The organism is Candidatus Taylorbacteria bacterium (assembly GCA_039934295.1).
In the GTDB taxonomy this organism is placed as follows: domain Bacteria; phylum Patescibacteriota; class Minisyncoccia; order Phycocordibacterales; family HO2-43-120; genus HO2-43-120.
On sequence record JBDTMN010000005.1, the window covers coordinates 20,793 to 33,451 of the forward strand.

At 45.8% G+C, this 12,659-nt stretch carries 9 protein-coding genes and 1 tRNA gene; 6 read left to right on the forward strand and 4 right to left on the reverse strand.

Going from position 1 to position 12,659, the window contains the following annotated elements:
- Positions 1 to 485: 485 nt before the first annotated feature.
- Positions 486 to 3,074, reverse strand: coding sequence for an Ig-like domain-containing protein (locus ABI430_02110; GenBank protein MEO8637675.1), 2,589 nt, complete (start codon positions 3,072 to 3,074; stop codon positions 486 to 488).
- 240 nt (positions 3,075 to 3,314) lie between these two features.
- Here ABI430_02110 and ABI430_02115 point away from each other — a divergent pair, with 240 nt between their 5' ends.
- The 5 genes from ABI430_02115 to ABI430_02135 all read left to right on the forward strand — a co-directional run bounded on the left by ABI430_02115 (position 3,315) and on the right by ABI430_02135 (position 7,499).
- On the forward strand, positions 3,315 to 3,656 hold the full coding sequence (locus tag ABI430_02115; GenBank protein MEO8637676.1) for a hypothetical protein: 342 nt from the start codon (positions 3,315 to 3,317) through the stop codon (positions 3,654 to 3,656).
- A 261-nt stretch (positions 3,657 to 3,917) separates the two neighbouring features.
- Positions 3,918 to 4,835: a DMT family transporter gene (locus ABI430_02120; protein ID MEO8637677.1), complete on the forward strand. Its 918-nt coding sequence runs from the start codon at positions 3,918 to 3,920 to the stop codon at positions 4,833 to 4,835.
- A 65-nt stretch (positions 4,836 to 4,900) separates the two neighbouring features.
- Complete coding sequence (locus tag ABI430_02125; protein MEO8637678.1) at positions 4,901 to 6,391, forward strand: phospholipid carrier-dependent glycosyltransferase; 1,491 nt, start codon at positions 4,901 to 4,903, stop codon at positions 6,389 to 6,391.
- 150 nt (positions 6,392 to 6,541) lie between these two features.
- Positions 6,542 to 7,009 (forward strand): hypothetical protein, encoded by a 468-nt coding sequence (locus ABI430_02130; GenBank protein MEO8637679.1) that lies wholly within the window; start codon positions 6,542 to 6,544, stop codon positions 7,007 to 7,009.
- A gap of 106 nt (positions 7,010 to 7,115) precedes the next feature.
- The gene (locus ABI430_02135) at positions 7,116 to 7,499 is read left to right on the forward strand and encodes a hypothetical protein (GenBank protein MEO8637680.1); all 384 of its coding nucleotides are present in this window, start codon (positions 7,116 to 7,118) and stop codon (positions 7,497 to 7,499) included.
- A gap of 42 nt (positions 7,500 to 7,541) precedes the next feature.
- On the opposite strand, the gene ABI430_02140 is transcribed toward ABI430_02135, so the two are convergent.
- Positions 7,542 to 7,958 carry a hypothetical protein gene (locus tag ABI430_02140; GenBank protein MEO8637681.1) on the reverse strand — a complete coding sequence of 139 codons (417 nt, stop codon included), beginning with the start codon at positions 7,956 to 7,958 and terminating at the stop codon, positions 7,542 to 7,544.
- A gap of 120 nt (positions 7,959 to 8,078) precedes the next feature.
- On the opposite strand from ABI430_02140, the gene recG reads away from it, so the two are divergent.
- Positions 8,079 to 10,286, forward strand: a complete 2,208-nt coding sequence (gene recG / locus ABI430_02145; protein ID MEO8637682.1) for an ATP-dependent DNA helicase RecG — start codon at positions 8,079 to 8,081, stop codon at positions 10,284 to 10,286.
- A gap of 185 nt (positions 10,287 to 10,471) precedes the next feature.
- Here recG and ABI430_02150 read toward each other — a convergent pair.
- Both ABI430_02150 and ftsH read right to left on the reverse strand, forming a co-directional pair.
- Positions 10,472 to 10,544, reverse strand: a tRNA-Ile gene (locus tag ABI430_02150).
- Between the two features lie 102 nt (positions 10,545 to 10,646).
- Positions 10,647 to 12,593: an ATP-dependent zinc metalloprotease FtsH gene (gene ftsH / locus ABI430_02155; GenBank protein MEO8637683.1), complete on the reverse strand. Its 1,947-nt coding sequence runs from the start codon at positions 12,591 to 12,593 to the stop codon at positions 10,647 to 10,649.
- Positions 12,594 to 12,659 lie beyond the last annotated feature (66 nt).

The following is a 12,659-nucleotide window of genomic DNA, read 5'->3' on the forward strand; positions in this document are numbered from 1 at the left end:
TAGGATCAAACTCATGAGGTGCTATTTTCTGGAATTTCAAGAATATGCAGATTGCCTCTATAAATTTTTTCTCAAGTGTCACACAAGACCGCCCCCACCAAAGCGCACTAGGCGCTAGGAAACTAGGCAGTAGGCTCTAGCAGAAATGCTAATGCCTAAAGCCTAATGAATTTCGGTGGGGAAGGAAGGAGAGGATGACGCCAGGTCAGCATGTCCCTCTGATATCCTATGCTGGCGGCGAAGCAAAACCAAAAATTTCCTTTCCATTTTTTGTCGGCCCCCCACACTCACCCGCCGAGGAAAATAAGAAAGGTAAGGAAAATTTTTGGGTTTTGCATTGCGACCGTAGGGGCAGACGAGGCGCGCAGATTAATAGCAATCATCAGGATTTAGTTCGAAATACATTCGAACTTCGTTCAGTAGATACCGCCCAATTTTGAAATTGAAAATTGGGACGGGAGATGGAAGAAAATAATTTTTATATTCTAGATATCCGACAAGATAAACGTCCTCGTTATCGGTCCGAAGAATCCTACGGGAGGCGTGATGCCATGAGCTAACTGGAACTTGGAGAGAGCGGAGCGGGTAAGAGCTCCGAAGTAGGTGGTCTCATTGCCTGGAGAACCAAAGCCCGAAAGAGCAAGAGTGAATCCTTTGGAATTTAAGTATTGCTGAAGGAGTTTTACATCGCTTCCCACTGATCCCGAACCAAGATTACGGGTGAAGGAAAGCGGGGTGAGAACAGGCGGGAGTCCTATTCCCGGAGTAATTTCCACAACTGGAGCGATTCCCGACGTATTTGGACTACACATGTATCCTGAAGGATTCTCCGGAAACGGAATCAGGGTATATCCTTCGGCGCAGACTGGAAGAGCAGATGATGGTGAAGGTAATTGAGAAATGAAGTTCGCACTGCGACCGCCACTTGAGCTTCTCCTTCTTGAGGGGGTGGGAGTGGGGGAAGGTTCTTCTGTAGGACAAGCAGTTGTAGAAAATGAGATGATAGAGCCATAAGCGGTGGCTACAGGATTTGTAGCATAAGCTCTCACGAAATATTCTGTATCACAGGTGAGGCCGGTCATGGTGCTAGTCCAGGGGCCACCGATGGCGAAACCATCTGTGGTTTTAGTGGAAAGAGCAGTGGTGGGATTTATTACTGTATCCCAGACGAGACCACTAACTGTCACTGTTGCTCCACCATTTGAAGATATAGTACCGCCACCAACTGCAGTGGTTTGAGTGATGGAAGTGACTGGGATTGTAGTGGTTACAGTGGGGACAACCACGCTACTAACCGTAACTGTAATTGGTGAAGATGTTGTGGTATTTCCAACATTGTCTCTTGCAACTGCAGTCAAAACATGGTCTCCGTCTGAAACAGAAGTCGCGTCCCAAATGATTCCATATGTAGAAGTAGTGTCTTCTATATCCAGATTTATACTATCTAGCTTGAATTGAACACCCACAACACCAAAATCATCAGAAGCATCGGCCGTAATGGAGACAGATGCACCAGAAACAACTGCTAGATCAAGTGGAGCTGTGATTGAAATACTCGGCGCCGTTGTATCAATCACAATCGCCTTGTTGGCGGCTAAGTTGGTAGCTGGAATGAAGCTCGACATTGCATTACCAGAGAGGTCGGCAATAGTGCCAGAGATTGAGTTGGTGTCTAAGTCGAGAGATGTGTCTCCAGCTTGTACGGTGTAATTACAAGTGCCGGTAGTAGAACCAGAGACCGTGAAGGTACATGTCCGGTCAGTGGCGCCAGTTTCGAGAGTGACTGTGACGCTACCAGTGGAAGTAACCGTCTCGGAGAAAGTGACGTCAATATCGATCACCTCTCCTGTCTTGTAGGTACCGTTTGCTTTGTCAGAGGAAACGTTGGTGATGGTGGGAATAGTTGGATCAATGGTTGAAACTGAAGCTTTGTTAGGGCCGTTTGCGGCATCCCAATATCCTAAATATGGATTATTATTTGAATCTAAATCTAAAGATGTGAAAGTACCTATAGATGATGTAAAACCGGCACTACCCACAGCTTCCCAAGATGAACCGTTATATTTCATGACAGTTGTCCTTAAACCATTTGCTCCATCGGAAAATCCTACATAAGGTACATCTAAAGAATCGAAGGCGAGAGATGGCCACTCTGATCCAGTGGCTCCTCCATTAAAACCAGCGCTACCAACGTTACTCCACGAACCACTGGTAAATTTCATGACAGTAATTCTATTGCTGGTTCCAACATCTTTATATGCTACATATGGAATGTTAGTGGAATCTAACTTGATTGAAGTGCTAAATACCTGTCCAGCCGAAAATGCAGGACTACCTACGACTACCCAAGATGAGCCATTATATTTCATGACTGTAGCTTTATTACCCCTGCCTGAAAAATGGTCACTGAAGGCAACATACGGTACACCAGTAGAATCAAGAGCAAGAGAAACTTGGTCACCTTGCCCATCTGAAAAACCATTTCCAGATGAAGCACCTACTGTGGACCAGGAAGTACCATTAAATTTCTCAAGGGCAACCTTACCGCCGTCTGGAAAATAATCCATATGCGCTACATATATATTATTTGAAGAATCAATGGCAATAGAGGGGTAGTCCGCTTGTTGGCTGGTGGCAGCCACAGAGCCCACAGTTACCCACGATGAACCGTCAAATTTTTTAACCACAGCTTTATAGCTATTTCCACCAGTTCCGCCATCTTGCATTGCAACGTATGGGTTACCGCTAGAATCAAATGCCATAGTAGGAGTATATGAATCATTTCCTGAAATCCCAGTGCTACCCGAAGGCAGGGTTACCCAAGATGAACCATTATATTTCAAAACCATTATTTTATTACTATTTCCGCTATCCCTATATGCAACATAAGGAGTATTAGTAGAGTTTAAAACAAGGTTAAGATAACTGGGTGTACCAGCTGAGAAGCCGAGACTCCCCACATTTGTCCATCCTATCGCTAGAACGTTCTGAACGTTTTGAACGTAGACCCCCGCAACTACCAAAAAAGCAAATGTCGGAAACAAAACAAAACTGTACCTGCGTTTTTTTAGCATATTTCGCATTTTGGACACAAAACAATTCATGGTAACTACCTGTATTATTGCCATAGAATACCACAAGCTAGCAACTCACGCACACTACTCTAATAAAGTTTGGCCTCGCCTAATACCCCGCCGAGGTACTCCAAGGGGACAGCTTGCTCTCGGGATAGGACGAGACAAACCTTTATTTCGCAGTTGTATTTGCAATGAGTAGTCTGGTATTATATAAATCTATAAGCTATTTAAAATGCCATGGAAACACAATCATATTCACAATCAGAAGTTCCGGAATTATCACTTGAAGCATTTCAGCAAGAGATTGCAAAAATGAAAGAGGAAGAAGAGAAAGGAAAAAAAACGGGGAAACCGTCCCACTTTGCGAATGGCCCAGAAGGGGAAGAAATGAAAGCTTCAGAACTTACTTCCGCAGATCTAGCAATGTGGCAAAGGATAAAAGAGTTTCCAAAGCAAGGAATCATCACTCAAGATGATTTCAAAACCTATAGCGAAGAAGCTATGAAAGATGGAAATTTTTCACGGGGACGATTTGTCGGTTTTCTTGCAAATCAAGTTCAGAAAATTTGGTTCGAGTAGTAAAATAAAAAATCGAATCACTCCTCTTCCGCAATTCACTGTGGTAAAAAAGATTGCTTTCTTTTTTAAAGCTACATAGTAATGATTCGCTTTATATACTATATATCCATTTACTATATTAAAAGCCATGGAAACACAAACATATTCACAATCAGAAGTTCCGGAATTATCACTTGAAGCATTTCAGAAAGAGATTGCCGTCGGAATGATTTGAAAGTGCAGCCAAGAGGTCTCTCTCAAATCCAAAAATAAAAACTTTTTATGAACTCATACAAAACTGGTCCATGGCTGGTCGCGCTTGCGGCATTTTTGTGGGCAATTGACGCGCCGTTTCGCAAATATGTAACCGGAGACCTCTCCTCGACGACGATCGTTTTCATGGAGCATCTTTTGATAGCTCTTCTGGTTCTTCCGATTTTTTTCAGAAGATTTTCGGAGTTAAAAAAAATATCTCCCCTTGAATGGCTCGCGATACTGGGAATTGCCCTCGGGGGTTCAGCTTTGGCCACCGTCTTTTTTACGGAGAGTTTCAGCTACGTGAATCCTTCGGTTGCGATACTGCTTCAGAAAATTCAGCCCTTCGTCGCGATTCTTTTGGCTACCATTCTTCTCAAAGAGAAGCTGACTAAAAAATTCTGGCTTTTTGCGGTTCTCGGAATCTATGGGGCTTACCTTGTGTCGTTTCCCTCGCTTAACCCCGGCGCAATCGAAGTGCGAGCGATGACCGGAGTTCTTCTCGCCCTTGCCGCCGCCGTGCTTTGGGCGGCGGGGACAGTCTTCGGTAGATTTGCGTTGCGAAGAGTAGCGTTTCAAACCCTGACCGCACTGCGATTTTTGGGCGCGCTTGTATTTCTCTTTTTCATTGAAATATATTTCCACAGGCTCCCCGAAGTCACTCTCGCTTCACGAACCGACTGGCTTTTCATATTTATAATCGCAATTATCGCCGGCTTTTTATCTCTCTTCATTTATTACAAGGGGCTTCTCACCACTAAAGCGAGCGTCGCAACGATAATGGAGCTTATTTTCCCCGTCTCTGCCGTCGTAATAAACTGGATTTTCCTCGGCTCCACGCTCGTGTTCGGTCAAATTGTGGGAGGAGTCATCCTGCTATGCGCCGTTGCTGGGCTTTCGCTCGTAAATAGCCAAACAGAATCACCGACTCCCCCGACCCAGTAAAATCTTATTTCTTATTAAAAAAACTCTCAAAACTCTCAAAAAGTGCCCGATTCTATTCTAGTATTTTGCAAAATACTAGAATAGAATCGGGCGGGAATATTTTCTACCCGACTCACATTATAGCCCTGAAGCAAAAGATGCGTAACCTAAAAGAGCATGCTCAAATTATCGCTTTGTCGATTGGAAGCATCATCTCCCATTTTATTTTTTTCAGCTATCCCAGTGAGACTGTGTTCGACGAAGTGCATTTCGGCAAATTCATCTCGGGATATTTTTCCCATCAGTACTTTTTTGACATCCATCCTCCGCTCGCAAAACTCTTTATCACTGGCGTCGGCCTCTTAGGAGGGTATAAGCCGGAGATAGATTTTAGCGTAATCGGAGAAAGTTTTACGAGTACTGATTTTATCTGGCTTCGCCTCCTTCCCACCCTTGCTGGCGCGATTCTTCCGCTCGTCATCTACTATCTCTCTCGCGCACTCAATTTTTCTAAGACGGCATCATTTGCCGCTGGCGCACTAATTATTTTCGAAAATTCCCTTTTGGTTCAGTCACGATTCATCCTTTTAGACAGCTTGCTTCTGCTTTTCGGATTTGGGAGCCTCCTTTTCTATTTTCTTTACCGAAAAAAAGAAGGAACTGGAGTCGTCCCATATCTTTTTTTGGGCGCAATCGTATTTTCTTCTTTTGCATTCAGCATTAAATGGACAGGGCTCTCTTTCCTCGCCCTAATAGTCGCTCTCGAATGCGCGCGTCTTTTCCATGCGAAATCATCCCTCAAAAAATGGCTTCTCACGTTAGGGAGCGTCTTCGGCCTCGCGTTCGTCATTTATTTCTCTACTTTCGCCGTTCATTTCGCACTTCTTTCAAAAAACGGCCCGGGAAAAGACTTCATGTCCCCCGAGTTCCAGAAAACACTTGAGGGCAACAGCTATCAAAATGACGAAACTATTCACGCGCTTCCCATGTCTAAAAAATTTGTTGAATTAAACCTCGAAATGTATCGCGCAAACAAAAGATTGGACGCGACCCATCCTTACGGAAGCGCTTGGTACACATGGCCCTTCATGGAGCGACCAATATACTTCTGGAAGCATGAACAAATTGAGGCGCCAGCTGGAGCGCAAGACGGGCAAAGCAAAGTTGCCAACATTTATTCTCTCGGCAATCCCTTCATCTACTGGCTCGGAAGCGCGTCAGTTCTTTTCCTCTTGCTCAATTTTCTTTCGCAGGCAGTTTCGAAAAATAAGGATTTCAGGAAAAAGAGCGCGCTTGCGGTATTTCTTCTTTCGGGATTTTTCTTGAATTTTCTGCCTTTTATTTTTATAGGCCGAGTGATGTTCCTCTACCACTACTGTGTCGCCCTCATATTTTCTATTCTCATCCTCTGCTTTCTTCTGGATGGGATACAATTGGAAAAGAAGAAAAAAGCTTATGCTTTCGCACTGATTTTGATTTCTCTCTCCTTGTTCTTGTATTTCAGCCCCCTTACGTATGGAATCCCATTAAGAGAGAGTGCGGAGAATGCCCGATTTTGGTTTAAAAGCTGGCGGTAAAATATTTCACAGCCTCTCACCGCTCCAGAATCAACTTTTATTTGCTCCAGCAAATAAAAGTCGGATACGGATAATCTCGAAATAATTGCAATTTGCGACTGAAGTGTATTAAAATAGACTCATTAGCAGATAGTATTTAACGTTACATCCATGAATAAAAATTATGTCATCGGCGGGATTGTCGTCATAGTGGTAATCGCGGTTATCGCATTAGCAATGAACAAGGGAAACACAGCCCTTGCGCCATCAGAAATTTCTCCATCACCAAGCGTAACTGAGAGCGTCACACCCACCCCAACCCCAAATCCGACAGTGAGCACAAACCCGGGAACGAGTACGGTGGCAAAGGTCATCGTAATCTATACTAATTCCGGATTCTCTCCAAAAACGGTTACAGTAAAAAAGGGTTCGACAGTGGAATTCGTCAACCAGTCCGATGGAGGCATGTCGGTCGCTTCCGACCCACATCCTACTCATGTAATTTATCCCGAATTTGACCAATACAAGACGAGTGCTCGGGGACTAAAGGTGTTTGATTTCGTCTTCGACAAAGTCGGCACGTGGGGATACCACAATCATATGCAAGCATCGAACACGGGAACAGTTATAGTTCAATAAACTACAGAATTCCTATTCTGTCGTCCCCGCGAAAGCGGGGTCCAGATTAATCTAGATTCCCGCGTCCGCGGGACTGACATTCGGAAATGTCATTTTCAACACAGGCATGCCTACCTCTCCATCTCAAAAAAATAAAACTGTCTGGCTTCTTATTCGTGTAGCAATCGCGTTCGCTTTCTTCTACCCGGCGATTAAAATCCACATTGACCCAGACTCGTGGCTTAGCTATTTTCCTCCATTTATTAAGACTGTGGGGATTCCGCAAATTGTTATTCTCTATCTTTTCACCGCAGTCCATCTTGCTATCGGCATTTGGATCCTCTCCGGTAAACGCATCTTCATCCCCTGCCTCCTCGCAACACTTTTTCTTGCCGGTCTCATCCTTACAAACCTAAGCCAGATGGACATTCTTTTTCGGGATGTTTCCCTTCTCCTTATCACTCTCGCTCTGGCGATACAAAGCAAAAACTCATCACCTCAAATTCGGTAAAAAAAAGCAATGGGTGTAAATCCATTGCTCCTGTCAAGAAACTTAATCGCCTCCAGAGAAAGCCGCGAGCACTGCGCTAAAAAAGGAGTAGAATTTTTGCCACGCCCATTTGAGCATTCGCCAGACAAGCGAGAAGAAGTTCCATCGCTTCATCATCTCCCAATGCGCGAGAGAGAACGCTGCACGTTCGAACAGGTTTATGTTCGAAACGCCGAGGGGCGAATTTAGAACACCGCTCACAAACAGACAGAACACGATGGCTCCGGGAAGAGCGGAAAGAATCTGAAAAAAATTCGAGACCAGAGTTCCGGATTGAAAACAGACCATACAAAGAATTGCGAAAAGCAAAGCGTACGACCCGAAAAGTACAAAGGCGATGAGCGCATCTACGAGCCACAGGACAATCCGGCTCGGATAGGTTGAGGTCTTTCTAGGTCTCCTCCTCCAGAATGTTCTCATAATGATGATGGACTGAAGAACGCACCGCTCGATTGCGATGTTGTTTTCCGCTGTATTTATACAATAAAATGAAAAAAATATCAATCAGACCCCAGCTTCGGACTCTTATATAATAGCCAGATGCAATTACCGGACCTTTTGGAAAATCACTTTCGCCTTCACGACCTCCACCGTGTAGCGCTTAAAAAGCTGGGGTTGAAAACAGTCGAGGACATTCTCTACCACTTCCCTGCTCGATATGGGGATACGTCGGAGATGCGCACCATAGACAAACTAGAGAAAGGCGATACCGCGGTGATTTTCGGTAAAATAAAAAACCTGAAAACCGAGAAGGCTTTCCGCAAAAAAATCTCGATGGCGAAAGCAACAATAGAGGACGATACCGGAAGTGTGCAGGTCGTCTGGTTCAACCAGCCCTATCTCGCAAAGATGATTGCTCCGGACTCACTCGTCCGAGCGGAAGGGAAAGTATCGCAGAAGAAAACTGGAGAGCTGTACCTTTCCAATCCAAAAATCGAAACGGTGACAAAATTGCCCTTCGGAGTTGGAGATTCTTTGTTTGGTGAACCCTCGGCACACACGCTCTACCCGGTCTATCCCGAATCCCGAGGTATCACCTCAAACTGGTTTTATCACGCCTTGAATCGAATATTCAAGTCGGGAATTCTCGACTCTTTAACCGATCCTGTTCCGGAGGCGATTCGGGAAAAATATCATCTTCCTTCTTTGAAAACCGCGCTCATCTGGATTCACGCTCCAAAAAGTAACGATGACGCGCTTTCGGCTAGAAAACGTTTCGCTTTCGAGGAAGTCTTTTTCATTCAGCTTGAGAAGCAGAAGCAAAGAATGCTCGCGGGGCGAGAGCCGTCTTTTGTCATCCCCGTAAAAAATGAAAACATGCACTCATTCTTAAGCCGTTTCCCTTTCGCTCCCACTCACGCTCAAGAGCAGGCGATTGAAACTATTCTTGCTGATTTCAAAGCGGGACACCCAATGTCTCGGCTTCTTGAGGGAGACGTGGGTTCTGGAAAAACGTTGGTCGCGGCCGCCTCCGCCTATGCCACGGTCACCACGAAGCCCAACAACCAATCTTTCGGCAATCTTCAAGTGGCGTACATGTGCCCGACGGAAATTCTCGCCGGACAGCATTTTGATTCTTTCATTCAATATTTTAAACACCCGCCCGAACGTGCCAAAGACGACAGTTCGGTACGGGCGGGCCTCCCAATTAACATCGGACTCATCACTTCCTCCGGTTGCAAAAAATTCCCGTCAAAGGTCGACCCCTCCGGCGCGACTGAAATTTCGAGAAGCCAGCTTTTGAAATGGCTCGCAAACGGAGAAATCCCCATTCTCATTGGCACACACTCCCTCATCCAAAAAGCAGTCAAGTTCAAGCATCTTGCCTTAATAATTATTGACGAGCAACACCGCTTTGGAGTAAACCAGCGCAAGGCACTTGTGCATGGAAAAAATGGGGTGTCGGTGCCACATCTCTTGTCAATGACGGCAACGCCGATTCCCCGAACTCTCGCTCTCACGATTTATGGCGACCTCGATCTCAGTCTACTTGACCAAATGCCTTTAGGAAGAAAACCCATCATCACGGAAGTTGTTCTCCCGACGACCCGAGAAAAAATGAACGAAAAAATCCGCCAAGAGCTTGAAGCAGGGAGGCAGGCATATGTAATCTGTCCCCGCATTGATGAACCAGATCCTGAGAAAACGCTTGCGGTACAGGCAAAATCGGTAAAGGAAGAAGCAAATCGACTAAAGAAAACGGTCTTCCAGGAATATTCCATTGGAGTGCTCCATGGAAAAATGAAGCCGTCCCTAAAAGAAAAAGTGATGAAAGATTTTAAAGCTGGAAAAATCCATATTCTCTGCGCCACCTCCGTCGTCGAAGTGGGAGTAAATGTCGAGAACGCGACGGTCATCGTGATTGAGGGCGCGGAGCGATTCGGCCTCGCCCAGCTTCATCAGCTTCGCGGACGAGTCATCCGAAGCAACCATCAAGCTTACTGTTTTGTGTACGCTGAAACGGCTTCGAAAAAGACATTCAACCGGTTGAACGCCCTTACCACATCAAAAAACGGCTTTGAGCTCGCCGAATTTGACTTGCAAGCGAGGGGACCCGGCGAGCTCTATGGGGGCCATCAATGGGGCATTTCCGACGTCGCCATGGAAGCCCTCAAAAATTTGAAAATGGTGGAAGCCGCTCGCGCCGAAGCAAGAGCACTTCTCGAAAAAGATTTTGAACTCCAAAAATACCCCGAAGTAAAAAAGCACCTAGATGTTCGAAATTCGGACAAAATTCACTTTGAATAGACAGCGCTTGCTTGTTGATTTGTATTCTTTCGACAGAAGGTCGATTTTAGTGAAAACATATTTTAGAGGTGCGCGCGGAGGGACTCGGCCACCACGTAGCCAGGTACTTTTCAATCTCGCAGACTCGATAATGAAAAGTCTTTCGAGTCCCTCACAGAAGCCAAGCAGTTGGCTTCTTCTTGCGGTGCGCGCGGAGGGACTCGAACCCCCGACCGATCGAGTATAAGTCGACTGCTCTACCAACTGAGCTACGCGCGCTGTAAAATCATACCTTATATCCTATGACTTACAAAGTTTTTGAAAACTCTGCTCCGTAAGGGGCAGAGTTTCTGAATTCTTCTCGCGCTTTATTTTTTAGTTCTACACCTGATGCTCAATATCCTGCTTCTTTTTTGGAATAATTCCGAAAGCGATAATAATCTTTTCGTACTCGTCTTTTTCGATCGTTTCTACTTCAATCAACTTCGAGGCAATAGCATCGAGCGCTATTTTGTTGGTATTTAAAATATCCTGCGCCTTCGTTAAAGCTTCGCTCATGATTCGCGATACTTCGGAATCAATTTCCGCTCCCACCCTCTCCGAATATTCCTTTTCCTCAACGCCACGCCCGAAGAGCACTCTTCCGCCCTCTCCTTCGAGCGCGACAGGCCCGATTTTGTCGGACATGCCGTACCTGGTGACCATATTGCGAGCAAGCGCAGTCGAGACTTGCAAATCATTCGAAGGACCCGTTGTAATGTCCCCAAAAATCATTTTCTCTGCCACGTATCCTCCGAGGCTCATTGCAATATCGTCCAGAAATTCTCTTCGCGACTGGAGTTTTCGGTCTTCGAGAGGCAACTTCAACGTATACCCGGCCGCGCGGCCCCGAGCAATAATCGAAATTTTGTGCACTGGGTCTGCAAAGGGAAGGACCGAAGCGACCAGCGCGTGTCCAGCTTCGTGATAGGCAGTAATCTCTTTTTCTTTTTTGGAAAGTAAGTGGCTTTTACGCTCGGGGCCGAGCATCACTTTTTCAATCGCCCGAATCAAATCGAATTGCGCGACTTTTTTTCTGTCTTCCCTCGCCGCAAGGATTGCTCCTTCATTCATCAGAGAATACAAATCCGCTCCGGAAAACCCCGGTGTTCGCTCTCCAATGAGTTTCAAGTCCACGTCTTCGGCAAAAGGCTTGCCCTTCGCATGAACTTCTAGAATCGCCTCTCGGTCTTTGCGGTCCGGCAAATCAATCGTAACCCTCCGGTCAAAACGGCCCGGACGAACTAACGCCGGATCCAAAACGTCAGGACGGTTCGTCGCGGCCATCACGATCACTTTCTCATTTTGTTCAAAGCCGTCCATTTCAACGAGAATTTGGTTCAAGGTTTGTTCGCGCTCGTCGTTGCCTCCGCCCATTCCCGCACCGCGCACCCGTCCGACCGCATCAATTTCATCCATAAAAATAATCGCCGGCGCCGCTTTTTTTGCCAGCTGGAAAAGGTCGCGCACTCGCGAAGCCCCCACACCGACAAACATTTCCACAAACTCGGAGCCAGAAATCGAGAAAAAAGCCACTCCTGCCTCCCCCGCCACGGCTCTCGCTAAAAGAGTTTTTCCTACCCCAGATGGTCCCATCAAAAGCACCCCCTTGGGTATCTTTGCCCCGATTTCCAAGAATTTTTTCGGATTTTTGAGGAAGTCCACGATTTCCGACAATTCTTCTTTGGCTTCCTTCGTCCCCGCAATATCTTTAAAAGTGACCCTCTGTTTTTTGTCATGCGGAGAAATAATTCTGGCTTTCGACTGGCCGAAAGAAAGCGCCTGCATGCCTGCGCCTTTCACCTGTCTCGAGAGAAACCAGACGATAAAAATGATGAAGAAAATCGGCAAAAGGAACGGCGCGAGATTCACCACCCAGTAGATAAAACCTGACGGAGATTTGATTTCAATTTGGACGCCGGAAAGCGCGAGGGGAGTGGTGCCATAATTGGAGAGCGTAGCGGTAAGCGAGGCATCAGCTTCTTTTTTGCTTTCCTTTTTCTCCCCTCCTTTGTACACGATGTTCAATATATCGCCTTCAACAATAATTTTTTCGATTTTTCCCGCGCCGATATCAGTTGCGAGCTCCGAGATAGGAATCGTCGGAACCTTATTCCTCAAATCTCCAATGAACGAAGAAAAAAGCACTATAATAAAAAGAACCAGCACGGCAGTCGTAATATTGCCCGCAAAGTTATTTTTTGGAGGAAAGGGAATCAGGGGCTTTTTCCCCTTATTTTTCCTTGCGTCTTTTGATTTTTGCTTATCGTTATTGTTGAAAATATCCATAGTTATTGGATTGTAACACAAAAGCTTACACGTGTAACGCTTCCGGAAAAAAGAAAAAGCAGGGTG

What these genes read in the sequence shown, in the direction of transcription:
- ABI430_02110 (MEO8637675.1), bottom strand. Translation starts at nt 3,074, where the DNA reads ATGCTAAAAAAACGCAGGTACAGTTTTGTTTTGTTTCCGACATTTGCT.
- ABI430_02115 (MEO8637676.1), top strand. Translation starts at nt 3,315, where the DNA reads ATGGAAACACAATCATATTCACAATCAGAAGTTCCGGAATTATCACTT.
- ABI430_02120 (MEO8637677.1), top strand. Translation starts at nt 3,918, where the DNA reads ATGAACTCATACAAAACTGGTCCATGGCTGGTCGCGCTTGCGGCATTT.
- ABI430_02130 (MEO8637679.1), top strand. Translation starts at nt 6,542, where the DNA reads ATGAATAAAAATTATGTCATCGGCGGGATTGTCGTCATAGTGGTAATC.
- ABI430_02135 (MEO8637680.1), top strand. Translation starts at nt 7,116, where the DNA reads ATGCCTACCTCTCCATCTCAAAAAAATAAAACTGTCTGGCTTCTTATT.
- ABI430_02140 (MEO8637681.1), bottom strand. Translation starts at nt 7,958, where the DNA reads ATGAGAACATTCTGGAGGAGGAGACCTAGAAAGACCTCAACCTATCCG.
- recG (MEO8637682.1), top strand. Translation starts at nt 8,079, where the DNA reads ATGCAATTACCGGACCTTTTGGAAAATCACTTTCGCCTTCACGACCTC.
- ftsH (MEO8637683.1), bottom strand. Translation starts at nt 12,593, where the DNA reads ATGGATATTTTCAACAATAACGATAAGCAAAAATCAAAAGACGCAAGG.